The following is a 25,933-nucleotide window of genomic DNA, read 5'->3' on the forward strand; positions in this document are numbered from 1 at the left end:
AACCACGCACGAACTTGCAGGACAGGCGGCCCCCTCAGCGCCGATAGGGCGCGGCGAGCGGGTCGCCGATGAAGACGCCTTGCGCGGGCCAGGCAACGCTGCGCCAGTAGGCCTCGATGGCCGTGGCACCGCCCAGGTAGTGGCGCAGCAGCACGGACGGATTGGGGAATTTCTGCCAGAAATTGCAGGGTTCGCTGACGGTGCCATAGCTGGCCGTCGCGCCCGCCTCCAGCCAGCGCAGGCTGCTCATCTGCCCTTCCCCCAGCAGGTCGCCGCCGAACGACGTCAGGTGGTCGGCCAGCGCGCCGGGCAGGAAACCCAGCGTCTCGAGCTTGTCGACGCGCGCCTTGCCGGTCTGGTAGATCATGATGTCGCGCTTGCCTTCGATGGCCTCCTCGCGCAGCGTGTGGATCGCCAGCTTGCGCTGCGGTACTGCGCCGCTGGCCGGAAAGAACTGCGCCCGGCTGTTGCGCGCGTTCTCGCTCGTGACGAGATAGTAGGCTCCGGCGGCCGGCACGCGGAAGCCGCTCGACTTGCCGCGGTCGACCAGTGCCTTGCCCGCCTCCACCGACTCGGTCGGCAGCAGCATGGCCAGCCGCATGCCCGGCTGTGCCTGTGCTGGCGCCATGCTGCCGTTGAAGTAGGCGCTCGGTTTTCCGGCCGCGCACGTCTTGACGCATTGGTCCGGGTCGAAGCCCAGGGCCAGCGCTGCCGTGATGCCGTTGCATTCCACCGCATAGGGCGCCGTCCATACCATCAGCACGGCCTGCACGTCAGCGCCCAGTTTGCTGTCGATATCCGCCTTCAGCTTCGCGAACTGTTCCGCGGTCAGCTTGCGCGGCCTGTTCGGAATGCGCACGTGCACGATGTTCGCCTCGGGGATGCCGTGCGCCGTGCGGTAGTACTCGCCCAGCTCGACGCTGTTCGGCTCGTCGTCATTGACCACCAATCCAAGCTGGGCCGGCTGCAGTGCAGGCGCCGCATGGCTGGCGCTGCCCGCCAGCAGGACGGACAGGAAAATCAGGGCGTGGGCGAAGCGCAAGATGGGCAGTCTCCTGGAGCGTGGACGAAAAAAACGGAAGCCGAGGCTTCCGTTTCGATTATAGCGTGCGTCCGCTCAAGTCATGCGCGGCGGCGGCGCAGGGCCAAGCCCAGGACGCTCAGGCCACCCAGCATCAGCGCCAGCGAGCCCGGCTCCGGCACGGCCGACACGGTCAGCGTGCCACTGTAGCTGGCGCTGGCCGCGGTGGCGTAGCCGTTCACTTCCAGGAAGTAGCTGCCGCCCGACAGCGCGCTCGTGCCATCGAACACCCAGGACTGGTCCGCCGGGTTGTCCAGCGTGCCTGCCAGTACGAGGTCGCCATCGGCTTCACGCAGGTTGAAGCCGGTGATCACCAGGCCGGTGCCGTTGCGGTACTTTACCGAAGTCATCTGGCCCGCAGCCGTCGCGGCGCTGTCGAGGACGAACGCATAGTGGTCCGAAAAGACGTTCTTGCCCGCGCCGAGTGCTGCCGCGCTGGTGCTGAAGGTGCGGTAGAAATCGAACGAGCCTGCGTCGTCCAGCGTCTGCGACACATCGAAGGTGCTGCTCTGGTTGACGATCGGTGCCGCCAGGGCGTTGCCACCGATGGCCAGTGCCGCCACCAGGCACAGTTGGAGAATTTTTTTCATGGTCGGGTCCGTTCGATTATTGACGCTGGCGGCGCGCGGCCGCGCCGAGGATGGCCATGCCACCCAGCAGCATGGCGTAGGTGGTCGGCTCCGGCACCGGCAGTGCCGCGACTTCGAACACGCCATTGCCGGCAAACGAGGCGCCGGACTTCAGGATCGTGCCGGATGCCAGGAAGTAGTAGCTGCCGGCGCCCAGCGAGTCCAGCGTAAGCGTGTATTTCTCTACGCCGCGGCTGACGGACTGGGTGCCGCCCAGCAGCAGGCCCCCGTTCAGTGCGTTGTACAGGCCGAAGCCCGTCAGGTCCACGCTGTTCGACGTGATGTTCGCGTCCAGGTAGGTATCGCTGGCCAGCGTAAAGTTGTAGCGGTTCGAGAAGAAGTCGCCGACGCTGGCAGTGCGGAACGTGGTGCCCAGGCTGAAAGACAGGTCTTCCGTCTGGACAGCGGCGACCGTCTTGGCTGGGGCGCTGATGTCATGCGCTGCATAGACTGCCGGCGCAGCCAACAGCAGCGCCGCGGTGATGAGTGAGGCAAGTTTCATGGATACTCCTGCTGTGGACTGGGTCGGGCGACACGGTATGGGCAGCCTCGACAAGTTCGAGGACTATATCATTTCACAATAAAAATTGCAAAATGACAATAAAAAATTGCCGCACAGCACCGGAAGTGTTGTACGGCAGCCATACCTCCAGTCAAGCAGGAATGCGCGACCGGTCAGGTACGCTGATAGACGTCCTCGAAGCGGACGATGTCGTCCTCTCCCAGGTAGCTACCGGACTGCACCTCGATCAGGTGCAGCGGCAGTTTGCCCGGGTTTTCCAGGCGGTGGTTCATGCCGATCGGAATGTAGGTGGACTCGTTTTCCGTCAGCAGGCTGACCTTGTCGCCGCAGGTGACCTTGGCAGTGCCCGATACGACGATCCAGTGCTCGGCGCGGTGGTGGTGCATCTGCAGCGACAGTTTGCCGCCCGGGTTCACCGTGATGCGCTTGACCTGGAAGCGATCGCCGATGTCGATGCCTTCGTAGCACCCCCACGGGCGGTACACGCGCGTGTGGTGGATGTGTTCGGTACGATCCTGCAGCTTCAGGTGTTCGACCACCTGCTTGACGCGCTGCACCTGGTCCTTGTGGACCACCAGCACGGCGTCATTCGTTTCCACGACCACCACGTTCTCGACGCCGACCACGGCCACGCAGCGGCTTTCGGCGCGCACCAGCGAATTCTTCACGCCGTCTAGGTAGACGTCGCCGCGGCACACGTTGCCGTTCTCGTTCTGCTCCTGCACTTCCCACAGGGCGGACCAGGAACCGACATCGTTCCAGCCGATCGAGGCCGGCACCACGACCGCGTGGCGGGTGTGCTCCATCACGGCGTAGTCGATCGAATCGGAGGGGCTGGCACCGAACGCCGCTTCTTCCAGGCGCAGGAAGTCCAGATCGCGGTAGCCCTTGGCGACGGCCGCCGCGCTGGCGCTGGCGATCGCCGGCTGGAACTCGGCCAGCTCTTTCAGGTAAGCATCGGCGCGGAACAGGAACATGCCGCTGTTCCAGTAGTAATTGCCGGCGGCGACGAAGCCTTCTGCCGTGGCACGGTCCGGCTTTTCGACGAAGCGGTCGACCTTGAAGCAGTTCTCGCCCACCGGCAGCGGCTCGCCGCTGCGGATATAGCCATAGCCCGTTTCCGGCGCCGTCGGCACGATGCCGAACGTGGCCAGGGAGCCATGTTCGACAAGCGTCGAGGCGCGCAGGATCGCCTGGTAGAACGCATCGACGTCGCTGATCACATGGTCCGCCGGCAGCACCAGCATCACGGCGTCTGCATCCAGTCCTTTGAGGAACTCGGCGGCGGCCGCCACGGCAGGTGCCGTATTGCGGCCTTCCGGCTCCAGCAGGATGCCGAGCGGCTTGACCTTGATTTCGCGCAGCTGTTCGGCCACGAGGAACCGGTGCTCGTTACCGCACACGATCAGCGGCGCCATGATGTCGGCGCGGCCATTCAGGCGCTGCGCGGTTTCCTGCAGCATCGTTTGATCCGAGACCACCGGCAGCAACTGCTTCGGCAGCGCCGCACGTGACAAGGGCCACAGTCGGGTGCCGGCGCCGCCGGACAGGATAACGGGGTATATCTTCATGCTTTTATCTGTTCCAATTGATTAGTGTCTGTTTCCGGCTCACGGCGGCCGCCGGCGCGGCGATCGCGTGCATTGGACCACTCGCCGGATTCGTACTCCGAAATATGCTTCATTTCACCGGCGCGGTCGACACTATAATCTTTGAAGACGATCAACTCGTCGAGCGTAACATCCGGTAACACCCGGGTGTATTCAAACAGCACGCTGCGTACTACTTTCGCACCGGCGCAGACGTGACTGCCGTGGCCGATCCAGGTGGGCCCAACGATATGCGCACCAGCATCGATCTTAACGCCGGAACCCATATAGACCGGGCCCTCGATCTTGGTACCACCGCTCCAGTCGATATAGGTGTTCAAGCCCAGCCACAAGCCTTCGTCGACCTGAATGCCCGGCACGGCCATATTGGCCACCTCGCCCAGCAACACTCCCTGCAGCACTTCCCAGTAATCCTTGACGCTGCCGATGTCGATCCAGTTAAACTTGCGCGTCTGGCTGTAGAACGGCATGCCTTTTTCGGCCAGCAGCGGGAACAGCTCGGAGCCGATGTCGAACGGACGATCGGACGGAATCAGGTCGATGACTTCCGGCTCGAAGATATAGATGCCGGTGCTGGCGCACAGCGACTTGGCTTCTTCCGGGCTCGGTTTTTCCTGGAATTCGGTGATGCGGCCTTCTTCATCGCTGACCACGACGCCGTAGCTGGACACCTTGTCGCGTGGGACTTCACGCGTGATGACGGTGGCCAGAGCGCCCTTGCGGCGGTGTTCGAACAGGGCCGATTTCAGATCCAGGTCGATGATCGCATCGCCGCACAGCACGATCGTGGTCTCGTCGAAGAAACCGCCGAATTCCTGGATCTTCTTCATGCCGCCGGCCGAACCGAGCGCCTCGGGTACCACTTCACCTTCGTCGTTGGTGTAACCCTCGAACGAGTAGCCGATCTGCACGCCGAACTGGTGGCCTTCGCCGAAATACTCCTCGATCTTTTCGTGCAGGTAGCTGACGTTGACCATGATCTCCGTCACGCCGTAGCGGGCCAGGTGTTCCACCAGGTACGCCATGACCGGCTTGCCGAGGATCGGGATCATCGGCTTGGGCAATTCATACGTCAATGGCCGGACGCGCGTGCCCTTGCCGGCCGCCAGAATCATTGCTTTCATTGGAACACCTCTAAAAATTATTTCTGTGAAGACTGCCAGCGCCACGTGTCGTTGCACATGCGGGCAATATCGAATTTTGCTGTCCAACCGAGCTCGCGCTCGGCTTTCGCCGTGTCTGCATAGCAGGCGGCAATGTCTCCAGGCCGTCGATCGACGATCTTGTAAGGAACCTTGCGGCCGCTGGCTGCCTCGAAGGCGCGCACCATCTCCAGTACGCTGTTGCCGCGGCCGGTGCCAAGATTGTAGGTATACACGCCCGGTGCTGTCGCCAGCTTGTCCAGCGTTTTCACGTGGCCGATCGACAGATCGACGACGTGGATGTAGTCACGCACACCAGTGCCGTCCGGCGTCGGATAGTCATTGCCGAACACGGACAGCGACTCGCGCTTGCCCTCTGCAACCTGCGCCACGAACGGCATCAGGTTGTTCGGGATGCCGTTCGGCGCTTCGCCGATCAGGCCGCTCTCATGGGCGCCCACCGGATTGAAGTAACGCAGCAGCGCGATGCGCCAGCTGTTGTCCGACTTGTACAGGTCACGCAGGATCTCTTCGATCATCAGCTTGCTCTGACCGTAGGGATTGGTGGCCGACAGCGGGAAGTCTTCCGTGATCGGCACCGACGCCGGATCGCCGTACACGGTGGCCGACGAGCTGAACACGATCGACTTGCAGCCGTGCTTGGCCATCGTCTCGCACAGTGCGACGCTGCCGGAGATATTGTTGTCGTAGTAGCGCAGCGGCTGGGCGACTGATTCGCCAACGGCCTTCAGGCCGGCGAAGTGGATGACGGCATCGAACTGGCGTTTCGCGAACGCGCCTTCCAGCGCCGCGCGGTCGCGGATATCGCCTTCGACGAAACCAAAAGTCTTGCCGGTGATGCGTTCAACCCGTTCCTGCACGGCGCGGTCGGCATTCGACAGGTTGTCGAACACCAGGACTTCATGGCCGGCATTGAGCAGTTCGACAACCGTATGAGAACCGATATAACCCATGCCACCAGTAACCAGTATGTTCACACTTTTTCCTTTATTAAAAAGGGCAGCCCGTTGGCTGCCCCATGGTCAGTTCAGGGTCTGGTCTAGAACCGCTACGATGCGATGCGCTGCCTGGCCGTCCCACAAATCGGGCCGTCGGCCCTGCTTTCCTTCGCCACGCAGCAGCCTGCGCGCTTCCTCAACAATACGCACCGGATCAGTACCGGCCAATACGTTAGTGCCCTCCGTCACGGTCACCGGGCGCTCGGTGTTTTCCCGGATCGTAATACACGGTACGCCAAGCGCCGTTGTCTCTTCCTGAAGGCCACCACTGTCGGTGAGCACCACCGCAGCGTCTTTCCAAAGATCGAGAAAGGCCATGTAAGCCTGCGGACCGACGAGTGTGACGTTCGGGCCGAGATCGATACCGAAACGCTCGAGGTTGCTTCGCGTACGCGGATGCACCGGAAAGATCAGTGGCAGCTCCTGCGCAATTTCCTGCAGCGCGGTAGCAATACGAGTCATCACGGCCTGATCATCGACATTGCTGGGCCGGTGCAGCGTAACCACGCCATAACGCTTGTTAGAGGCCTTGAAAGGCTGACTTTCGAAGCCGCCGTGTGCCAGCTTACTGGCTTGGTACAAGACATTATCTACCATCACATGTCCGACGTAGTGCACGCTTGACTCGGCTTTACCTTCGCGGCGCAGGTGCTCCACAGCGCTGGGTTCGGTAGCAAAGAACCAATCGCTGATCGCATCAGTGACGAGCCGATTGATTTCTTCCGGCATTGCCATATCACCACTTCGTAAACCAGCTTCGACGTGTGCTACGGGAATCACCAGCTTTTTGGCAACGATCGAGCAGGCCAGCGTAGAGTTCACGTCGCCAACGACCAACACGGCATCCGGGCGCTGTTCCTGACACAGTTTCTCGAAACCCAGCATGATCTTTGCTGTCTGCTCGGAGTGACTGCCGCCGCCTGCGCCCATGAAAATGTCGGGTGCGGGAATACCCAGCTCTTCGAAGAACACATCGTTCATTTCGCGGTCATAGTGCTGGCCAGTGTGAATGATTTTGTACGTCAACCGCGGATGACCTTCCAGCGCACGCACGATTGGCGCGATCTTCATGAAGTTGGGCCGCGCCCCTGCCACCAGGAAGATCGTCTTCACGCCGCAGTCTCCTGCAGCATCACTGGCCAGTGCCGTTGCACCAGGTCGCGCGTATTGCGAATGTTCCCGCGGCTCGATGCACCGAATACAATCGCTTCGATGTTCGGCTGGTTGCAAACCCATTCAATGGCTTCTGCTGGCGGAATGGCCCCGGAAGCGTAGACGGACATTGCAATGGCGCGGAACTTGCGCTCGCGCAGTGCTTTCTCGTACGCTTCGAAGCCGCCACTCATGCGGAAGCCGATCTTGTTGATGTTCGAGCATACGATCGGGTTCTCGATGCCCTGCTCCTCAAGTACATCAAGCAGACGCGGCAGGTTCATCGTGATGAATGCCGGCTCGGCGTTATAACGCTTCTTGACGTGGTCCGCGAAAATACGGAACGCCTCATTGAACCCCAGGCCCAGCAACAAGTCGACGACCACGTTCTGCAGGAAGATCACTGGCGTATTCAGCCCCTGGAACATCTTCATCTCGGCATCGATCAACAGGGTGGTGATGCCTTCAATGTCCTTGCGGGCCAGCGACATGCCACCGCGAACGGCTGCATTCAAGAAGCCTTCATCAGGCATGAAGCGCTTCAATGCGCCCAGGATGCCGTCATCGGTCACTGCATTTGCATATTTGTGCGCGTACGGCATGCACGGCATGAACTTGAAGTCCTTGTAGCGCTCCGGATTAGAGCGCATGTGGTCACATACCTCAGCGATCCGGTCGTGCGTCGTGCACATGAAGCTCTGGATGCCCTCATCGTAGGCATTATCGAGCACCTCAATGATGGCATTAATGTCCTGGAAGCGCATCGCCTGGGCGCGCGCCTTGTCCTCGGACATGTGATTTACCCCGAAAAACTGGTTGTCACCAAATAACAAACGGTCCATTTCCTGCTCCATTCCTGATTCTGTTAAGCGCGGCCGCCGAAGAAGAAGCCTTTTTTGCGACGCTGCTGCGGCTGTTCGGGAAGTGCATCACCGGACAACACGGACGGGCCTTTCGCCGCATCGGCAATCAGCATTGAAATCACTTTGTCAGTGGCCAATGCTTCCTCGAACGAGTTGACGTTGTCGTCTGCGCGCCCTTCCTCGATGCAGCGGACAAAATAGTCCAGCTGCGACGAATACTCTTCACCGCGCAGGTAGAAATCGACAGGTTCCGTCAGGTCGGTGGTATAGCGCACGTTCCAGCCCTGCTGGTAGCCTTCCGGCGCATTCGTCGCATCACGCAGGTAGACCTGGATCTCCTGGCGGTCCGCGTAGATACGGCCGTTCTTGCCCCAGATCGTAATCTTTGTGCTCATCTTGCGGTATGACTCGTCGCTCCAGTTCACCGACAGCTGGCCGCTGCGGCCATTGTCGAAGTACAGAGTCGAGAACACTTCATCGTCCGTTTCAGCCGAGAACACGCTGTTCAGCACGGAACCTCCTACGCCTCGCGGCATGCCGAAGTACCACGTGAGCAGATTCAGCGGGTGTGCCGCGTAGTCATACAGGCAACCGCCGCCGGCCGAGCGTTGAGTGCGCCACGTGGAGCCCTTTGGCTTCAGCACGACAGGGCCGTACGTCTCGGCCGTTAAGTGCGTCATCTCGCCGATCACTTCCGCGTCCAGCAGGCGCTTGACTTCTTGGAATGCACCGACAAAACGGCAATGATAGCCAACCTGATTGACCAGATTGTGCTGTTTTGCCAGGCGAGTGACTTCATCACCTTCCGCCGTGTCCAGCACGAACGGCTTCTCGCAGAAGACGTGCAGCTTCTTTTCCAACGCCGCCTTGACCATCTTGCCGTGCATGCTCGACGGCGTAGCGATGATGATGGCGTCCAATTCCACTTCGCGCAACATTGCGTCGAAATCGGTATATGTCCTAACACCTGTGTATTTGTTCAACACGTCCAGAACATAACCTGCCGCGTCGCACACGGCCGCCACCTTGACGCGGGGGTGCGCATTAATCATGGCGTGATGGGACAAGCCCATCTTCCCCAAACCTACTACTGCCAGCCGAATCATAGTGTTGTATCCTTTTAAGCTATTAGCCATTCAAAATTTGTTGCTTGACCATGTCGTAGGCCGCCTTGCCTTTCTCGAGCAAGCGGCGGTCAGGTGGCCGGGCTGTAGCGACCGCGAGGTAGTCCAGAGCCTGGCGCGCGGTCAGCTTAGGCTCATGGCGGAACGCACCCGTTTCGAGTAGGTGCTGGTCAACGTCCAGCAATTCATCCTGGTATACCGAGATGGTCGGAATCCCCAGCACCGCCATTTCCCGCGTCATCGTGCCGCCGGCACCGATGAACAGGTCACAGTCGGGCGCGATGTCGGCAATGTCCAGCGCCGTCGTCACTACTCGCACGCCAGCGAACTTCGGGTCCTGATAGTGCACACCTTGGTCCTTGCCACGCGGCAGAAGGATCACGTCGACGTAATCCTTCAGACCTAAGACCAGCTCGTCGAGGAAGTTGCGGCTACCCTTGTAGTATTGTGCCGTCCATGGCTCCGGCCGGAGATAGATCTTCTGACGCGTCTTGGGGACGGGATTGGCGGGACGCTGCGCAAGGCGCTCGTCCAGTTCCCACAGGTACATGCCTTCCTTGACGCCAGGATACTGCTTGACCTTCTTCGGATTGGCGAACTGCTTCCTCAACTTCTCGATGCCGAGGAACTCAGGGACCATAATCGTCGTCGCGCACAGAAACGCCGGGATGTTGCCCATCGCATGCTCATTGTCATTCATATAGATGACGCGCTTGCCCAGAAGGCGCGCCACGACTGGCGAATGAAACGAGCTTTGCGAGATCGCCACATCGATTTTGCGACTGCCGATGTACTTGCACAGCTGCGCAACGCGGACTGGAAAGCCAAACACCTTGGCAGAGAACTTGCCGCCGTAATGCTGTCCGACGACGTCGTATTTGAAGCCATGCAGATCCAGCAGGTCGATGGTATTGGCCAGCGGCCGGCACGTGATGACGACTTCGTGCCCTTCACGCTGCAGTTCGCGAATCATGGCCGCGAACATGTTGATATGCGGCGAGTTGGTGAGTTCGAACCAGATGCGCATGCGGTCTCCTACAGACGCCAGACCTGCAGGCCGGCCGCTTCTAGTTCCGCCTTGTCGTAGCACGATTTGACATCAATAAAGCAGCCACCCTTGACGAGCTTCTTGCAGAGATCCTCGGCCGACAGCTCACGTAGTTCACGGTGCGCCACAGCCGAGACGATCGCATCTGCGCGCGGCAGTTCGTTCCAGCCCAGCAGGCGCACGCCATACTCATGCATAGCTTCTTCAGGATCAGCATAGGGATCGTGTACGAACACTTCGATACCGAAGCTCTTCAGCTCATTGATCACGTCGCCCACCTTCGAATTGCGCAGATCAGCGCAGTCTTCCTTGAAGGTCAAGCCCAAAACGTTGACTCGGGCTCCTTTGATGTAGCTGCCGCTAGCGATCATCTGTTTGATGGTCTGCTCGGCGATGTACTTGCCCATACCGTCGTTGATACGGCGACCAGCCAAGATCACCTGTGGATGGTAGCCCACCATCTCAGCCTTGTAAGTCAAGTAGTATGGATCGACCCCGATGCAATGACCACCCACCAACCCAGGGCGGAAATTCAAGAAATTCCATTTGGTTCCAGCAGCACGCAGTACCTCGGTTGTGTCGATACCGATCTTATCGAAGATGATCGCCAGCTCATTCATCAGCGCAATGTTAAGGTCGCGTTGCGTGTTCTCGATGACTTTGCAGGCTTCGGCCGCCTTGATGCTAGAGCAGCGGTGCACGCCCGGCTTAACGATCGACTCGTACATCGTCGCAACTTTCTCCAGTGTTTCAGGCGTGTCGCCAGAAACCACTTTCAGGATGGTCGTCAGGGTATGCTCTCTATCGCCCGGGTTGATGCGCTCAGGAGAGTAGCCTACGTTGAAGTCATGCTTCCAGCGCTTTCCCGACGTCTGTTCCAGCACGGGAATGCAGACTTCTTCGGTTGCACCTGGATACACTGTGGATTCGTACACAACGATCGCGCCATGCTTCAAATGCGGACCAACTGTACGACTGGCACCGATCAGCGGACCGAAATCAGGCGTGTGCGCTACGTCAACAGGGGTAGGCACGGCAATAATGATGATATCGGCTTCTGCCAGTACAGAAGGGTCGTAAGAGTATTCGGCATACGTAGCTGCCGCCATTTGCTCGTCACTCAGTTCACGTGAGGGATCGGTACCGCGCTGGCAGGCCTCTACCTTGTTGGTAGCGATGTCAAAACCGATGGTACGGCCGAGTTTGCCGAATTCCACAACGAGGGGCAGGCCGACGTATCCAAGGCCGATTACCGCGATTGTCATGATTGGGTCACCTTCAATAAGTTTCAAATAACTACAAGTTTGATGTCACTGCGCGCCTCGCTCAGCGGATGCGTTTATTGCGTTGCCAGATCGCGGTAAAGTCTGCTGATCCTCTCCAGTACAACGGTCGTACCAAACCGCTCCTCGATGGTTTTCCGTGCTCGCGTTCCCAATTGCGATCGCAATTCCTCATCGCCGAGCACTTGCGCCAGTACTGTCGCCAGTCGCGCTGGCTGACCGGGTGACACCAGCATGCCGTTATCGCCATGGGTGATAGCTTCCGGTATACCGCCGACCGGCGTGACGACGATCGGCAGTCCCATCGCCATCGCCTCCAGCATTGCCATCGGCAAGCCCTCGTCGTACGAGGGCAGGCAAAACACGCTTGCTTCCTCCATACGACGCTTCTTTTCCTCGGGGCCCATCCAGCCCGCAATATCGACGTTGTCGCTGATGCCCAGCTCCGCCGCCGCGCGCGCTACAGCGTCGAGGTCGCCGTCTCCGCCGATCACGAGGCGTACTACCGGGATCGTCTTTTTCAGCGCCTGAACGGCGCGCAGCAGATCAAAGGTGCCTTTGCGCTGCTCGGCTCGGCCGAGGAAGAGTATATTGCCCTCCTGCGGCTGCCGTGCCGTCACGGGAGGGAGTGGCACAGAGTTCGGTACCACTACGACCCGTGAGCCGGGGGCGAATTCGCAGAGGAATTCGGCCCAGCTCTCTGACAGCGCGATCACGACTGAACTGCGCTGTAGCGTGTGCCTGATCCAGCGACGTCCCACCGGGCCGGTTTCGATCGTGGCGAACTGCCGAAACTCCGCGCCATGCAAGTGAAACACCGTTTTGCTGCCAAAAGCACGCGCCAAGGCGAGCAGGAACGATTTCCGAAAAAAGCTGGCCCCGCACGCGGAGTGGACATGCACAATGGGGGAAGGCCCACGCATACAGGCTGCGAGCAGCTGACAAGCAGAAGACAAGGCCACCCGGATCTTCTGCCAGACGGGACCCTGGGTATGGGTGACCACATACCGCCCCTCGTTACGCTCGAAGAAGCCGTCGTGATCCATTACTGAAACTACCGTCGCTATGCCACCTTTCCCAGTGGGGCTAGTACCCATCATCAGCAGTTTAGATGCCTTCATCTTTTCTTTCACAACTGTTCCGTCCTAGCGGTCATGTCACACGGACGACGCCTCTGGTGCTACGCAAGAAACCCTTGGCGCCGTGCTTCACAAACCCCTGCGCTTAGCAAGTATCATAACGATTATACAATAATTTCCGGTGGTACAATACACGAAATTGCGCGGTGCAGCAGATTACCCGCGAACCGTGCAGAATCTCAAATCGAGTATGATTGGGTTCATCTTGTCACTTAGCCAACGAATTCTTACCCATGACCGTTACGACAGCAAGGCCCCCTGAGTACGATCCTTCCCTGCTCGCCCTGCTGCGGTTCCGGCTGATCGATCTGGTGCGTGGCACCAACACCCTGCAGCTTCTTGGACGATTGCGTCAGCAGCAGTATGAATCACCCAATACGCTAAGGACCAGAACTGAGGCAGCGCTCACCCGCTACCACGACGAGCTGCGCAAGAACGTCCCGATGTTCGCCAATACGCAGTCATTCAGCGACCTTCCAGTGACTGACAAGCAGTTCATCAATGCCCATCGCGGTGAGCTGTGCAACCCGCAGTACAAAGGAAAGCTCATTCGCAAGAAAACCGGCGGATCGACAGGTCAGCCGCTGGTTTATTACACTTCCACTGACACCCAGTCTTATTTATGGGCAGGACTGTTGCTCTCCTGGGAAGCCGCCGGCTACCGACTGGGGGAACCGGTCGCATTTCTGAGCGGCTCGTCCCTTTCAAGTAGCGGCAACAAGCAGCGCATCTATTATGCCTTGTTAAATGTGAAGGTCTTTTCGGCGTTCGACATGTCGGCGGCCAGCATGGCGCAGTATGCTGCGGCGATCGGGGAGAACGGCTATCGGCTGCTGTACGGCTACGCGTCGGCGGTTCACCGACTGGCATGCCATCTCAATTCCACCGGGACCCGGATTCAGCATAGACTACGGGGCATTGTCTGTACCGCCGAAATGCTGTCGGTCGCCATGCGCAAGGATATCGAGCAGGCGTTCGGCGTTCCCTGTTATAGCCAATACGGCTGTAACGAGGCCGGGGTCTCCGCGTTCGAATGCGAACATAAGCAGGGTCTCCACCTGCTGTCAATGCGCTGCTATGCCGAGGTCCTCGAGGACAATCGCCTGATCGCCACGGATCTTGTCAACGAAGCGATGTACATGCCGCGCCACGATACCGGCGACATGGTCCGCATGGCAGAGCAGCCCTGTCAATGCGGCCGAGGCCTTCCCCTGATCGCCGAGGTGCTCGGACGTCAGAATGACGTGGTCGTGGATTCACACGGTAACGGAGTTCACTCGGAATTCTTCTCACACCTGTTCCGCGAGGATAACTGCATTGAACGTTTCCAGGTGGTCTTCGATGAGCGAACGCTGACCATAAATCTACATGGCAGTAATCTGGATGCACGCCACACTGAAACGCATTGCGCACTCTACCGCGAGCGCATCGTGGCTTCGCTGACGTTCGATGAACTGCGTTTCGTCTTCAACGAGCCGTTCGTGACGCAGGCGAACAGCAAGCACCGGTTCATCATTCGCCGCCCCCCACGCTGAATCTTTGTGGCTGCCAGGAGATGTCGCATGCAGCGCCCTGGTGCCGAGGATGATGCCGCGCCAGCGGCATCATGCCCGGACTGCAACTGTCTCCCGGATGATCTGCGCGTATTGCTTCGCCACGACGCTCGCCGTGTGCTCGGAATCGTAGCGCAGTCTGCCGCCCTCCTGCATGGCGGCGTAGTAAGAAGAATCCTCATACAGCCGGTTCACCGTCGAGACCAGGGCTTTTTCCGTTTGCGGCATCATGCCCGACCAGCCCGGAATGATGTTGAATTGCGACTGCGGGCACAGTACTGGCGTACCAGTTGACCACGCGTCGCACAGGAAGCCCCACCCCGTCGTAGACGCCGTGTAGGCGAACCAGGCCGACGCAAGTCGCTGCAGCGCTTCGACCCGGGTTACGCCCGGCAGGTGCACGATGCGGTCGCCATACCGCCCGGTCAGTTCCTTGACGATGTGTTCGAACGGCCCACGGCCGATGATGGTGAAACGCTTGACCGGCGTGTTCTCCAGGATCGCGGGAACCGTCCTAAGCCAAAGTTCACAGTTCTTGTGACGGATCAGCGAACCAATATAAATCATCTCGTCCCGGTCGCGGGCGAGCGGCAGCTCCAGGCCAGCAGGCTGCTGAGCGCAGTGGCCCGCATAGAACACAGGTGCCCCGCGACGGCTCAGGCCTGCCAGCAGCGGCACATCATTCGGATCGTTAACCATGATGGCGTCCGTATCCCTGACCAGCCGGCTCCATAGGGCACGGCCCACGATCTCACGCCCAAACCACGGCACGCCCAAATATTTGCGCCGTGGCATCAACGTCAGTGGATCGGATGCTTCAAGGCGCAGCAGAGTGGGAATGTCATACTTCCGCCGGATCAGGTTGGCCAAGCGCAGGCAATTGGCCGAGTTCACGAACAGGAAGTCCGGGCGGAATTCATCTACCAGCCGCAGCGCTTCCGCATCCGCAGGGCCGCCATTGAACAGATCCTGACCCTTGGCATGGTACAGGCGATTGATTTCGACGCCGTGGAAGTTCTCGTAGCCACCAGCTTGCTCGCTGCTTTTCAGTCCCGAGCCGCGTGTCGTCAGCACGCGTACTGCATTGCCGCTTTCCACTAGTGGCACCAGCGCATACACGACTTCGTCGAAAACAGGATTTAAGCCCGGGTAGATTGCCAAAATTTTCAACTAATTCTCCAGTTCTCAGACGCCCTTGAACAGGGTACGCCCGCTACTACGATTGATGAGCTGCCGGTCATTTCGGTCAATGATGGTCAGGACCAGCGCCCCGATACCGTAGACCATCGTTAGCAGGACCATACCAGCCACAAGCCAGGCGAGATCCGCGTGCGGCAGTAACGCAGCCGCGCCGATTCCGGCGGCCAGAGCCAGCAGGGATCGGACGATCCAGTTCCAGCCGGTATTCCATTCATTGCCGGCCCTACGCATCGTGCGCAATGCCAGCACATTCAAAACCACTTCGCCACCCAGCAGGGCGGCGGGGATAAACCAGACACCCAGTCGCGTCGGACCGATCAGCAGCAGCGGTGGCAGCACTAGCAACGACAGCGCGCAGGCCCTCGCCCACCGCTGCATCATGTCAGCGGCATTAAAAACGACCGCGAGGATCAGTCTGTGCAACCGCAGCCCCAACCAGAACGTCAATACGGCGAACAGCACGCCGTATTCGCCGTAGCGATGCGCGCTGGCCAGTTCTAGCACCTCCCGGCCGTAGAGCGCTGCTATACCGCAAACGGGCAGGAGCGTTAGCAGGCTGATTTTGAACAGGAACTGTGCCCACATCCTGAGCTCGTCAAAATTACGATCCCGTGCGTAGCTGCCGATCATGCGCGAGCGAACCAAGGAGAATACCAGCATGCCGGGAAGATAATTGCGGATAATCTCGATGAGGCGCACAACGAAACCGACACCGGCCATCGTCGCCGGCGGCTGGAATCGGCCCAGCACTAGGATAAGGAACGATGTGGAAAATAGGTACTCGACAATGCCGCTGCCGTAATTAAACAGCGCCACCTGCCGCATCTGCCCGAACGTCGGAGCCGTCCATACCGGATCCGCCTCGCCCATCGACTTCAGACCTGCAAGCATAAAGGCCATTGACAGGATCAGGCAGATGCCAGCTGCGGCAGCCTCGGCGATGAGCATTAGCCGCGCCGTACCGGCGTCATGCGCGCCCATGTAGGACAGCGCGGCGATCAGCAACAACGACTTTGTGATCATGATAATCTGCAGTCGGGCCTGAAGAGACAGGGCTTCCAACGCATTGTCGCGGACGATCCGCAATGAGCCCTCGACCACAAGCAAGAGGACGAAATACCAGACCAGGTCAGCCGGCAACTGACCGACACCGGCCGGGAAGAAGCGCGGCAGAACCACCAGCACGACGCTGACCAGCATAAGTACCAGCACGCGCACCACCGCGACCCTTGCGATCAGCCCGATCAGCTTGCCACGTGTCGAATGCAGGCGATATACCGGCGCGTACCGAAGGATGACCCAGTCCAGACCGACCGTGGTAAAGCCCAGGGCGACTTCCAGCATTGCCATGCAAACAACATAACGACCGAATTCGCTGGCCGTGAGATGACGTGCCAGCATTCCGAGTAGCGTCGCGGTCAAAATCGCAGTTGGAACTTTTCCAGCTAGAAATGCAAAGATGTTGCGCCTGGTATTGGCCCCCGAATACGGGTGGTCGCTCATGACGTGGCGCCTGGCAAACGCGATGCAGGTACGTCAATCCACAGCAGAGAAATCATTACCACGCTGCCAGTTTTTTGTTGAGCACAGGGTTCTCTTAAAGACATCATTGAAACTAGCTCTTTGGTAACATATTGAGCTAATTATAACAAAAGCGATTGCTTCGTGAGAAACAATCGCTTTTATGTCGAAGCAGTATGCGACCGAACTCAGCGCGGTAGCGTAATCACTTGGCCATCTACCGTGAGCGTGCGGCCGGTACTGGTGGTAGTCAGAGCGACTGACAGCTTCTTGCACCCCACGTCCAGCAGTGTCAAGAATTCGGCGCTAGTTGCCGCCGGGCGGGTGTACGCCGCATGGGATTCTACCGTGCCGGCCTTTGGCGTGGCACCTGTGCGGCTCTCCAGCGTGCTTCCCGAGGTCAAAGGACGGACACACAGCCTTTCGGTGCCGTTCACGATTGTGGAGGTACCGTCGCTATTTGGAGTGATAGCGACCGGAGCGTGGAAATTCCACTCGAATTTGCGTGCCGTGGCCGAGGACAGTCTATCGAGAACTACAACCTGATCTTTGCCACGCAGATACCAGACCTTGCGGGTGGCCCCTGTGAGTAAGCCATCATAAGCCTGCGTCGCATCACCTTCTACATAATCGAGCGCGGTCGTACTGGAGAAAGCTGTGATCTTTCCTTTACGGCCCAGATTCAGTGTATTGCCACCCGACGGTTGACCGATCCCGCCGTCAAACGTAATGCCATTGTGCGCCTTTGTTTCGCGGTACCACGTGTTCCAAAGAGGTGAACCGTAATAGTCGTACCAACCCGTTTCTGAAAGCAGCATTTTATTATTACGCATCAAAAGTATGCCATTTTGATCAGCGTGAGAATGGGTATATGCGCCATATGGGCTAGACTTGAAATACAGCGAGGTGCGTACCGGATTCCAAAGATCGCTATGCATTGCTGCAAAGCCAATGCTCGGATACACCCCACCGTTATAGGGCGCATTTGCGCTCGTTGCGCGTGTCACAGGTAGAGGCGATGGCGCAAGCAACAGCGTGAGCGCATCTTCCGTACCGCCCAAGTTATTATAGTACCAACGCGATTCCGGCGTAGCAACACGCGAGGAAAAAGCTTTAAGTATCGGCAGATAAGGCTTGTCCTCATGCCCATCACCGAAAACATGCACTGGCTGACCTGGTGGTACGAACTGAGCAAAGAACTTTGCAAACCCCTTCGCCCACGGTTTGTCGTACAGATTCACACCGATCAGCTCGGTGAGCGGATCCCAGATCTTCAGCGCGGCATCTGCAGCGACCTGACCATAAGCCGTACCTTGCGAGTATCCACCCTCAGGACCGCTCCAAGCAAACACTGCGTGAATGTAAGCACGTGTGGAAAAATCAAACCACTCGCGTGCTTCTGGAAATTCATTCAGCATCAGCGCGGAAGTCAACGCCAGAAAACCTAAATTGTTGCCTCCATGTGAATCGAAGGGAAATTGATCGAGCCTGCCGTTATTGCCAGCGAGGTCGTTATATAGATCGATGCCGCGAAGGCGAACCACTTCAACCCAACGCGCGCGACGTGCACTGTCGATCTTGCCATCCAGCAAATCGATTGCCTTCGCTAAGGACAGTGCGATAATCCGAGTACCCTGGTCCTGGTTCACGAAGCTGGTTGGGCCGCTAGGGTTCAGGGCCGCTAGCTCATCACCGCGACGAATCGCTTCGTCGAGATAGCGCTGCTCTGGCACTAGCTTGTAGAGTAGCGACGCCGCTTCCAGTTGGTGAGTCGTACGGTTCAGGCGATAGCGAATTTCTGACTGCTGAGCAACGAACGCGGCATTATTGGTGTTCGTAGTAGTCATAAGCCACAGCGAATCCGCAACAGCATCAAGGATCGGCGCATGGCCGACAACATCGCTTGTCAGGTCCTTGACACCGGCGCCGCGCTCCGCAATTCGTGCCGCATTCCATTGGCTATACGGAAGGAAACTGGTTGGCAGCATACGCGGACGACTGCGCGTAGTGGCACGCGCACGGAGCACGGAACTGTCCGGCACGTCAAACACAGTCGAGTTCGGATTTATGACGAACCCGCGCTCGGTGGACCATTCATTGGGCGCATTGCTGGCCAACACTCGCCAGTAATACGTGCCGTCCGCCAGCTTAGAAGTTGGCAAGAACCAGTTGCGCGTAGTCGTGTACCGAACCGGCGCGTTTGCACCATTCCGGATCTCCACGGTATAAACGGTACTCGCGGTCGCCTTTGGATGGCGCGACCAAGTGATGCTTGGCGGATTCTGTGCCTGGAGCGCGAACGCCGAAGGTGCTGGCTGCACGGCATCCAGCGCCGTGGACTGCACCCAGTCAGCATGACTGGGTGTTGCGATCGCCGAAACGAACGCAAGTGCTACAAAACGAAAAGTACCGAGGCAGCGAAAAGACATTGAGTATCTCCAAACAGATGAGCTCAGCCGGTTTGCGAACGTCCTTCCCCCGCGTCGAATGAGTAAAAGCAGGGGCGATACAGGAAACAGAACAGGCGGGGCAACGAGAAACCCAGTGTACATCATTCCGTACGGCAACGCGCAGTACCAGCAGCCTTTTTATCGAGACAGTGACGTATTTAAGACGTAAATCAATGACAAACAGCCAATCACTATGCATTTTCTCAATACATTAGAACTAATTATAACAACTTAGGTTATTAATTTACTCTGCAAATCAGACAGCATGTCGGAATCCATCTTTTGAGAACGTGCAGCCACACGCCCCCTTTTCCACTCCAGATTACCAAATCGTGCAATTTGTAATACTGATGCAACTGTAAAAAGTAGTAAAAGTTGGGCAGTAGGCTCTTCGACAAGTGCGCGGTTATACAGCAGTGTTGTAATTGTGATCACTAGCATAGGAGTACACGTTTCAAGAATCGCCATCCGCTGCGGCGACAGATTTTTCGCCTTTGAAGCGCGATGACTGACCCATGCCGCACTAATAATCATGCCTGCATATGCGGCCGCTCCTACGATGCCGAATTCCCAAAGCATAACCGCCACAACAGTTGCGTCGATGTGCAGTGGAGAATAACGACGTGCGATCGTGCCAGGACCAAACACACCAGTCGGCTTGCTTGCCGCAGGGCCATAGCCCAGTGTGCGACGTACTACCGAAGCCTGGGGATCCTGAGCCCAGATAGCAAGCGAGGCCCCCCTGCTGATCTCACCTGTGCGGTAATCGATCTTTTTGGTATCGAAGAAATACCCCCCCCTGGCTTCGAATTTCTCTGAAACAGTATTTCCCTTGTCAGCGTCCTTACCCCAGTACAACGCCGCATAGACGGACCATGTAGCTGCCATGAACGCAGCAATCGCAATCAAATAGCCGACCATTGCAAATACATTGCGCAAGATTCGCTTTCGCAATACCCAAAACAGCGCTACAGGCACCCACAAGAAAGCAGCCTTTACTTCGCCTAGGAGAATGACAGCTATACTGATCAATACAATAATGCCTGTCCGTTTTGCGCTCATCAGTCCCACATTCCAGCGGGCCATAGCATAGGTCATCATCGTGATAGCGAAAAGTACCAGAATGGCGCTATTCCCGCCGGCTCCTGGAGTGCCCCCAAAGGTCCCAACGATAGAATCGAAAGTGCGCTCGGTCGCAATAAAAAAGTGTTGATAAGCAACAATTGGCAATTGCAATAAAGCGATCGCCAACATTAGGTTCCAGATACGTTCTATTTTTTCGTCATCCCAACGAAACCAGTAGAAAGCCAGCAGCACACTAAACATCGGCAAGTAGCTCTTAATGCCAGAGACAATCTGCAACGGCGGAGGGCGATTCAAAACAACAGTAGCTGCAAAACAAAGCAGAAATAGGCAGGTGAACAAAATAACACTCTGCCCGAAGGGACTAGGCTTTGCGTCGCTACGTCGCGTGGTTCCTAATGTTAGCTTCATCAGAATACTGATAAAAAACAGCATTGACATTCCAACTGCCACCCACGTCGCCGACTTGACTCCTAAGAAATATAACAGGGTCCCCTGAATCAGGAATGTCATCACAAACAAACTGAGCAAGAGTCCGTACGCATCAACGAGGAAAAATAGTAGTGTGGCAATTGTTCCGCCACCAATCACCATCACCAGCGGCAGCGAACCGAGACCTCCAACCATTCCGATCAATATGGCTATTACCAGAAACACTGCTATGAGCGGCGCTGGCGCCCGCTTACGCGCGATGGCACGTTGGACTGGCCCGCGGGAGGCCTGCTTGTTCCGCAGCCTGCTGAAATAATTCGCCAATATCATCTGCAACTCCAGTATTTCTTATCATCCGCCGATCAGACGTGTCCGGCCAGCCGTGTCGAGCGACGAAAGCATCGCGTCAACAAATTTCTGTTGCACGGCATAAGCTGCCGATGTGTCTGTCGCAATGCTAGAGACTCGAACCAACATGCCATCCGGAATCGCGCCGCTTAACCCATATTTGAGCTGCTGCAATTTCTGCTCCATCCCCGGGCGGGTTACCTTGTTACCCACCGTGATCCAGTAAGTTATAGGTTCATAACGAGCACCCGCACTGGCAAACAGGCGCCGTACCGCGATATTCCCGTAAGCAGTCGCTAATTGGCCATCTATCTGGTTATTCACATTGAACCCCTGCGCTGTGTAGCAGGTTTCAGGCTTGTGCACGCCGAGACCATCGCTTTGGTCACCCCCGTAGGCGATCGACAACATAATTCGTTCGCCCTCGTGGTTGATGTAGGTACGCGAAAGCGTCTGGTTATAGATCTTATCAAGGCGAGATTGCGTATCCGGATCAACCTGCAGAGGTACAATAGAGTCATCGACGCGCCATTCGCCAAACTTCGAGGGAATTATCTGGGCAAGGTTGAAGCGAGCCTGCCTATCGGCCATCTTAGTGGTGGGCGTGATAACTTTAGTCACAGCAGCCGAGGACACCATCAGAACACCGAGCAAGGCGCTGATCATTAAGGATTTTCTCATGTTTTTTCTCCGGTGCGCGCTGCGGTCGTTTGGCGACGCACGATCCACTGAAGGAACGAATCTACACTGAGGATCAGTACCAGTGCTGTCACGAACAGCACCATGCCGGCAAAGCCGTGCAGGAAACCCTGACCTGCGGCGTCACCTAGGTAATAAGTAACCAGCGATAGCGTAATAACGCGAATTACGTTTGCCGAGAACGAAATCGGAATGATCAGCAAGGCCAGCGTGATATTGCGGAACGCCGACGAGTGCCGCACCACGTTCAGATAAAACAACCCGAGCGCTTCCAGGGTCAGCAAGGTTTGCAACCCGGCACAGGCGTCCGCTACAAGTAGCTGATACTGACCGATCTGCAGAATCACGCCGGCGCGCGCGATCGGGTAGCCAAACGCGAACAGCACATGCTCTGTGGCCCACGACACGGCCATTTTCATCGGCATGGTCAGTTGACTGACGATCGCACCCGGTAATGGAATCATGAAGAACATGAAGAAGAACGGGAACCACTGGTAGCGCAATGCGTTGGGACCGAACTTGATCAGAACGATGGACATCAGCACCACTAAGATCGAGCCGATCTCGAATGCTGCGATTGCCTGCGACCTGCCGAGGATGTACATCAGCAGGCCTACGACGAACACTGGCCAGCCGAGGGGCGAACCGGCATCGCCGTCGCTGACACGGCACATCTCGGGCCACTGCCGGTAAAGTAACCACACCGACAATCCGAGGATGATTGGGCCGTGCGCCTGCTCCTCGGTTGCCCACAGGCCCGTCATCAACGAATAGAGTGTTGGCACGTACAGTACCAATAGGCCTAGGATAACCGGCCAGAGTTCTGGCAGCACTGTACTAGGCGCTCTATCGCGATGCACCGACGACACGGTCGCCTGTTTCATCAGAAGTCTACCAGCACGGAGCCGACGACCTGGGCACCCGACTGAGTTACCTGGTCCGTCAACGACGCGACGTTGTCCAGCGAGGTGTGATTTTTGCGTACGACGATCAACACTCCGCCCGTGCGTGCTGCTAGGGGCAGTGCATCGGACGCCGTCGCGAATGCTGGCGCATCGTAAAGGACAATGTCGTGCGCCGCCTCCAACTGAAGCTTCAGCGCGCCAAACGCGCTGCGACTAAGCAACTCGAGCGGATTTGGAGGCAATGTTCCCGCTGGCAAGACCGTCAAAGAAAGCAGCGACGGTACCTTGGTGGCTACGCTGGTCTCGCCACGGCCTGCCAAAATATCGGACAGGCCTTGGCGTCCCTTAATGTCGAAGTTTTCGTGCTGGGTAGGGGTCCGCAGGTTCGCATCGACCAGCAGCGTGTTTTCCCCGAGTTGCGAGAACACCACTGCCAGGTTGGCAGCGAACAAGCTGGCGCCATCGCCCGGCTCCACGCCGACGATCGCCAATGACTTATGACCACGGGCGAACCAGCGCAGCATTACCTGACTCCGCACCGCGCGCAGCATTTCGACCTGATGGCTGAACGGCTGGAAAGCAGCAACTAGTTTCGGCGACAGCTTGCTTTCGCCTGGCGTCAGGTAGGGGTAATCGAACTGGCGTGCCAGCACCTGCTGAATATCGGCTTCGGTAATAAGGCCGAGGCGTTGCGCTGCCTCGCCGAAGCGAATGCCTAACTCCTTCTGGCTGCGCAGCACACGCTCCGCACCTTCTGGAGTGATCTTGCCGGATTCAAGCAGTAGTGCGCCAATGCTAGAATCACTGCCTACAGGCTTTGCCGCGGCTGAATTGATGGGGAGTGGGTGGTTCATAGCGGAATCCATATCTTTGCGAACTATCAGTTCAGGCGGAGTTGATGCTGCATTGTCTTTTTACCGAAGCTAAAACGCTTGCGCTTCGGTGCTGCCCAATTGATCGTCCCCAGCACCGGCACATCGGCGATATCGGTCAAGTCTGTCTCGGAACGAACGCGTCGGTCGAACATCTCTGCCAGCATGCACAGTCCCACGCCCAGCAGCGTGCCCAGGAACAGCGACAGTGCCACGTTCAACAAGACTTTCGGGCTTGAGGCCTCAAGCGGCGCAACGGCCGGATTCAGCAGAGCCACATCACTCTGCTCGGACTGGCCTTCGATCCGCGTTTGTGATTGGCGCTGCGAAGCCATTTCGAACGCGCGCTGCGCGCTTTCGACATCCTTGCTCAGCACATTCATTTCGTCACGTGTGCGATTTAATTCAAGCACGCGGGTGCGCTGTGCGTCCAAAGCGGCACGAATTTCAGATTCACGCTGATTCAGCACGGAGGCGTTGCTGCCAACGGTATTCTGCGTGAGACGCAAGTTTTCGTTGAGAGATGCGCGCAATTTCTCGACTTCAGCGCGGGCGCTAAGATATTGCGGGTGATTTGAGCTGAGGCGCTGGCCAACTTCGGCCAATTTCGACTCGGCAGCGCTCAAGCTAGCGCGCAAGTTTTGAATCAGCGGATTGTTATTCACATCAGGAGAATCGCCACGGCCTTGAGCCACGGACTGGCGCGAGCGACCTTCCATTGCTTGTGTCTGGGCTGCAACCAACTGCGCGGACAAGTCGTTGAGCCGTGTCGATTCCACGTCCAAACGGTTATCTACGCTGACAATGCCATGCTCCTGTTGATACTTCGACAGCCGGCTCTGTGCCTGTTCGAAATTATCACGCAGCACCTTGATTTGATCATTGAAATAGCCTGAGGCCTTGCGCATCGGCTCGACCTTCAACTGGATGCTTAGGCGCTGATATTCTTCAGCAAAAGAGTTGGCCACGGCTGCCACGAACGCTGGATCGGAGCCTTTAAAACTGATGCCAACCACACTGCTCTCACGCGATGGTTCCACTTCAATTTTGCGCAGCAGCAGGTCGGCGAGCCAGTCGCGAACGGTACCTTGGCCATTTGTCGCTTCCTGGAACTGCGCTTGGACCGCAGGGCTTTCTGCCAAGCGCAGGTGATCAACAACACGAAGTGCAACATTCTTACTGCCGATAATATCGATCTGCGTAGCCATATAGCCAGGCGTCAATTGACCAGGCAAAACCAGCCCGGTCAAGGGATCGATGCCTTTGAAGTTCATAACGATGGTACTCGTTGCCTGATAGCTCTTCGGCAATAGCGAGCTGACGATGATCGTGGCTAACACGGTCACCGCCAGAGTCAGAAGCAAGATTCTCTTGCGTGCGTTAAGAATAGTTAAAAACTGCGCGAAATTCATAGTAGTTGCTCACTTGGCGAGGCAGGAGCGCGGCGCGCTCCAAGTTGTCGATCAGAACCAGCTTTCCTTGACGTACACGACGTCGTCTACCTGCAATAGGTCGTCATGTTGTACCTGGACGATCTGCTCCTTGCCGTCTGCGCCGCGGCGTTTAACGCGGATGCCACGTTCGGTACCGCGCGGGGTGAGCCCGCCGCCAACCGCCAAGGCCTGAATCACAGTCATCTGACGCTCCAGCCTGAATGCGCCTGGACGCTGAACTTCACCATAGATATAGAAGCGAGGCGAACGCTCTGCGTAAATGATGTCATTGGGTTCTAAATCGAGGTCTTTCGACAGCTGGCCGGTACGCACCATATCGACAACGTCAATGACGGTCTTCGTCACATTACCGTCGCGCTTACGAATCAGACTGATCGTGTCACCGCCGTCTTGGCCAAACCCCCCCGCCAGTGCCAAAAGATCCATCACACTGCGCTTACCTTCCAGCGGGAACCGACCGGGACGGTTAACTTGACCCAGCACCGACACCTGGCGGCTCTGAATTTGGGACACGATAATATTCACCTGCGGTTTCTTCAGAAATCCGCCACGCTCGAGGGCTGCACCCAGCTTTTTCTCGGCAGACGCCACATCGAGACCATTTACATCAACCTGTCCCACGAGTGGGAAAGTAATCGCGCCCATTTCGCTGATGCGCGTTTCAATACCCAGGTCAGGGCTGCCATACACGGAGATCTTGACGACATCGCCCGGACCGAGCGTAAAATCGGCCGCGCTTGCCCAACCCATTATCAGCCCCAGCAGGCCACCCAGCATCCACTTCAGGAACGGTTTCATGAAAT

General features: G+C 57.7%; 22 protein-coding genes. 1 reads left to right on the forward strand and 21 read right to left on the reverse strand.

Features of this window, described 5'->3' with window-relative positions:
* Positions 1 to 34: 34 nt before the first annotated feature.
* From IP91_RS12695 to IP91_RS12750, 12 genes are all read right to left on the reverse strand, one after another.
* Entirely contained in the window at positions 35 to 1,042 is a 1,008-nt protein-coding gene (locus tag IP91_RS12695; RefSeq protein WP_145649388.1) for a TIGR03790 family protein, read from the reverse strand.
* 80 nt (positions 1,043 to 1,122) lie between these two features.
* Positions 1,123 to 1,671 carry an FxDxF family PEP-CTERM protein gene (locus tag IP91_RS12700; protein ID WP_158643130.1) on the reverse strand — a complete coding sequence of 183 codons (549 nt, stop codon included), beginning with the start codon at positions 1,669 to 1,671 and terminating at the stop codon, positions 1,123 to 1,125.
* 16 nt (positions 1,672 to 1,687) lie between these two features.
* Positions 1,688 to 2,212, reverse strand: coding sequence for an FxDxF family PEP-CTERM protein (locus IP91_RS12705; RefSeq protein ID WP_145649390.1), 525 nt, complete (start codon positions 2,210 to 2,212; stop codon positions 1,688 to 1,690).
* 173 nt (positions 2,213 to 2,385) lie between these two features.
* Positions 2,386 to 3,804 (reverse strand): mannose-1-phosphate guanylyltransferase/mannose-6-phosphate isomerase, encoded by a 1,419-nt coding sequence (locus IP91_RS12710; protein WP_145649391.1) that lies wholly within the window; start codon positions 3,802 to 3,804, stop codon positions 2,386 to 2,388.
* Positions 3,801 to 4,967: a nucleotidyltransferase family protein gene (locus IP91_RS12715; protein ID WP_145649392.1), complete on the reverse strand. Its 1,167-nt coding sequence runs from the start codon at positions 4,965 to 4,967 to the stop codon at positions 3,801 to 3,803. Before IP91_RS12715 ends, IP91_RS12710 begins: the two co-directional genes overlap by 4 nt.
* A gap of 17 nt (positions 4,968 to 4,984) precedes the next feature.
* A complete protein-coding gene (galE, locus tag IP91_RS12720; RefSeq protein ID WP_145649393.1) occupies positions 4,985 to 5,983 on the reverse strand; it encodes a UDP-glucose 4-epimerase GalE in 999 nt (332 codons plus the stop codon).
* 45 nt (positions 5,984 to 6,028) lie between these two features.
* Positions 6,029 to 7,117, reverse strand: a complete 1,089-nt coding sequence (wecB, locus tag IP91_RS12725) for a non-hydrolyzing UDP-N-acetylglucosamine 2-epimerase (RefSeq protein ID WP_145649394.1) — start codon at positions 7,115 to 7,117, stop codon at positions 6,029 to 6,031.
* Positions 7,114 to 8,010 (reverse strand): hypothetical protein, encoded by an 897-nt coding sequence (locus IP91_RS12730; RefSeq protein WP_199754589.1) that lies wholly within the window; start codon positions 8,008 to 8,010, stop codon positions 7,114 to 7,116. Before IP91_RS12730 ends, wecB begins: the two co-directional genes overlap by 4 nt.
* 11 nt (positions 8,011 to 8,021) lie before the next feature.
* Complete coding sequence (locus IP91_RS12735; RefSeq protein WP_307724420.1) at positions 8,022 to 9,155, reverse strand: Gfo/Idh/MocA family protein; 1,134 nt, start codon at positions 9,153 to 9,155, stop codon at positions 8,022 to 8,024.
* Complete coding sequence (locus tag IP91_RS12740) at positions 9,148 to 10,170, reverse strand: DUF354 domain-containing protein (RefSeq protein ID WP_145649396.1); 1,023 nt, start codon at positions 10,168 to 10,170, stop codon at positions 9,148 to 9,150. Before IP91_RS12740 ends, IP91_RS12735 begins: the two co-directional genes overlap by 8 nt.
* 8 nt (positions 10,171 to 10,178) lie before the next feature.
* A complete protein-coding gene (locus IP91_RS12745; protein WP_145649812.1) occupies positions 10,179 to 11,459 on the reverse strand; it encodes a nucleotide sugar dehydrogenase in 1,281 nt (426 codons plus the stop codon).
* 71 nt (positions 11,460 to 11,530) lie between these two features.
* Complete coding sequence (locus tag IP91_RS12750) at positions 11,531 to 12,607, reverse strand: glycosyltransferase family 4 protein (protein ID WP_229474360.1); 1,077 nt, start codon at positions 12,605 to 12,607, stop codon at positions 11,531 to 11,533.
* Positions 12,608 to 12,846: 239 nt separating this feature from the next.
* Between IP91_RS12750 and IP91_RS12755 the strand changes: the two genes are divergently transcribed.
* Positions 12,847 to 14,148, forward strand: coding sequence for a phenylacetate--CoA ligase family protein (locus tag IP91_RS12755; RefSeq protein WP_145649397.1), 1,302 nt, complete (start codon positions 12,847 to 12,849; stop codon positions 14,146 to 14,148).
* A gap of 69 nt (positions 14,149 to 14,217) precedes the next feature.
* Here IP91_RS12755 and IP91_RS12760 read toward each other — a convergent pair whose 3' ends face one another.
* The 9 genes from IP91_RS12760 to epsE all read right to left on the reverse strand — a co-directional run bounded on the left by IP91_RS12760 (position 14,218) and on the right by epsE (position 25,928).
* Complete coding sequence (locus tag IP91_RS12760) at positions 14,218 to 15,336, reverse strand: glycosyltransferase (protein ID WP_145649398.1); 1,119 nt, start codon at positions 15,334 to 15,336, stop codon at positions 14,218 to 14,220.
* Positions 15,337 to 15,351: 15 nt separating this feature from the next.
* Entirely contained in the window at positions 15,352 to 16,869 is a 1,518-nt protein-coding gene (locus tag IP91_RS12765) for a polysaccharide biosynthesis protein (protein WP_145649399.1), read from the reverse strand.
* Between the two features lie 206 nt (positions 16,870 to 17,075).
* The gene (locus tag IP91_RS12770) at positions 17,076 to 19,316 is read right to left on the reverse strand and encodes a heparinase II/III domain-containing protein (protein WP_145649400.1); all 2,241 of its coding nucleotides are present in this window, start codon (positions 19,314 to 19,316) and stop codon (positions 17,076 to 17,078) included.
* A gap of 252 nt (positions 19,317 to 19,568) precedes the next feature.
* Complete coding sequence (locus IP91_RS12775) at positions 19,569 to 21,182, reverse strand: hypothetical protein (protein WP_145649401.1); 1,614 nt, start codon at positions 21,180 to 21,182, stop codon at positions 19,569 to 19,571.
* Positions 21,183 to 21,203: 21 nt separating this feature from the next.
* Positions 21,204 to 21,881 (reverse strand): exosortase-associated protein EpsI, B-type, encoded by a 678-nt coding sequence (epsI, locus tag IP91_RS12780; RefSeq protein ID WP_145649402.1) that lies wholly within the window; start codon positions 21,879 to 21,881, stop codon positions 21,204 to 21,206.
* Positions 21,878 to 22,783 carry an exosortase B gene (gene xrtB, locus IP91_RS12785; protein WP_145649403.1) on the reverse strand — a complete coding sequence of 302 codons (906 nt, stop codon included), beginning with the start codon at positions 22,781 to 22,783 and terminating at the stop codon, positions 21,878 to 21,880. Before xrtB ends, epsI begins: the two co-directional genes overlap by 4 nt.
* On the reverse strand, positions 22,783 to 23,658 hold the full coding sequence (epsG, locus tag IP91_RS12790) for a chain length determinant protein tyrosine kinase EpsG (protein ID WP_229474362.1): 876 nt from the start codon (positions 23,656 to 23,658) through the stop codon (positions 22,783 to 22,785). Before epsG ends, xrtB begins: the two co-directional genes overlap by 1 nt.
* A gap of 26 nt (positions 23,659 to 23,684) precedes the next feature.
* Complete coding sequence (epsF, locus tag IP91_RS12795; RefSeq protein WP_145649405.1) at positions 23,685 to 25,088, reverse strand: chain length determinant protein EpsF; 1,404 nt, start codon at positions 25,086 to 25,088, stop codon at positions 23,685 to 23,687.
* 51 nt (positions 25,089 to 25,139) lie between these two features.
* Positions 25,140 to 25,928 carry a polysaccharide export protein EpsE gene (epsE, locus tag IP91_RS12800; RefSeq protein ID WP_145649406.1) on the reverse strand — a complete coding sequence of 263 codons (789 nt, stop codon included), beginning with the start codon at positions 25,926 to 25,928 and terminating at the stop codon, positions 25,140 to 25,142.
* Positions 25,929 to 25,933 lie beyond the last annotated feature (5 nt).

The sequence above is a fragment of the Pseudoduganella lurida genome, from assembly GCF_007830455.1.
Classification (GTDB): Bacteria; Pseudomonadota; Gammaproteobacteria; order Burkholderiales; family Burkholderiaceae_D; genus Rugamonas; species Rugamonas lurida.

What these genes read in the sequence shown, in the direction of transcription:
- IP91_RS12700 (WP_158643130.1), bottom strand. Translation starts at nt 1,671, where the DNA reads ATGAAAAAAATTCTCCAACTGTGCCTGGTGGCGGCACTGGCCATCGGT.
- IP91_RS12705 (WP_145649390.1), bottom strand. Translation starts at nt 2,212, where the DNA reads ATGAAACTTGCCTCACTCATCACCGCGGCGCTGCTGTTGGCTGCGCCG.
- IP91_RS12710 (WP_145649391.1), bottom strand. Translation starts at nt 3,804, where the DNA reads ATGAAGATATACCCCGTTATCCTGTCCGGCGGCGCCGGCACCCGACTG.
- IP91_RS12715 (WP_145649392.1), bottom strand. Translation starts at nt 4,967, where the DNA reads ATGAAAGCAATGATTCTGGCGGCCGGCAAGGGCACGCGCGTCCGGCCA.
- IP91_RS12730 (WP_199754589.1), bottom strand. Translation starts at nt 8,010, where the DNA reads ATGGAGCAGGAAATGGACCGTTTGTTATTTGGTGACAACCAGTTTTTC.
- IP91_RS12735 (WP_307724420.1), bottom strand. Translation starts at nt 9,155, where the DNA reads ATGGCTAATAGCTTAAAAGGATACAACACTATGATTCGGCTGGCAGTA.
- IP91_RS12740 (WP_145649396.1), bottom strand. Translation starts at nt 10,170, where the DNA reads ATGCGCATCTGGTTCGAACTCACCAACTCGCCGCATATCAACATGTTC.
- IP91_RS12755 (WP_145649397.1), top strand. Translation starts at nt 12,847, where the DNA reads ATGACCGTTACGACAGCAAGGCCCCCTGAGTACGATCCTTCCCTGCTC.
- IP91_RS12765 (WP_145649399.1), bottom strand. Translation starts at nt 16,869, where the DNA reads ATGAGCGACCACCCGTATTCGGGGGCCAATACCAGGCGCAACATCTTT.
- IP91_RS12770 (WP_145649400.1), bottom strand. Translation starts at nt 19,316, where the DNA reads ATGTCTTTTCGCTGCCTCGGTACTTTTCGTTTTGTAGCACTTGCGTTC.
- IP91_RS12775 (WP_145649401.1), bottom strand. Translation starts at nt 21,182, where the DNA reads ATGATATTGGCGAATTATTTCAGCAGGCTGCGGAACAAGCAGGCCTCC.
- epsI (WP_145649402.1), bottom strand. Translation starts at nt 21,881, where the DNA reads ATGAGAAAATCCTTAATGATCAGCGCCTTGCTCGGTGTTCTGATGGTG.
- xrtB (WP_145649403.1), bottom strand. Translation starts at nt 22,783, where the DNA reads ATGAAACAGGCGACCGTGTCGTCGGTGCATCGCGATAGAGCGCCTAGT.
- epsG (WP_229474362.1), bottom strand. Translation starts at nt 23,658, where the DNA reads ATGAACCACCCACTCCCCATCAATTCAGCCGCGGCAAAGCCTGTAGGC.
- epsF (WP_145649405.1), bottom strand. Translation starts at nt 25,088, where the DNA reads ATGAATTTCGCGCAGTTTTTAACTATTCTTAACGCACGCAAGAGAATC.
- epsE (WP_145649406.1), bottom strand. Translation starts at nt 25,928, where the DNA reads ATGAAACCGTTCCTGAAGTGGATGCTGGGTGGCCTGCTGGGGCTGATA.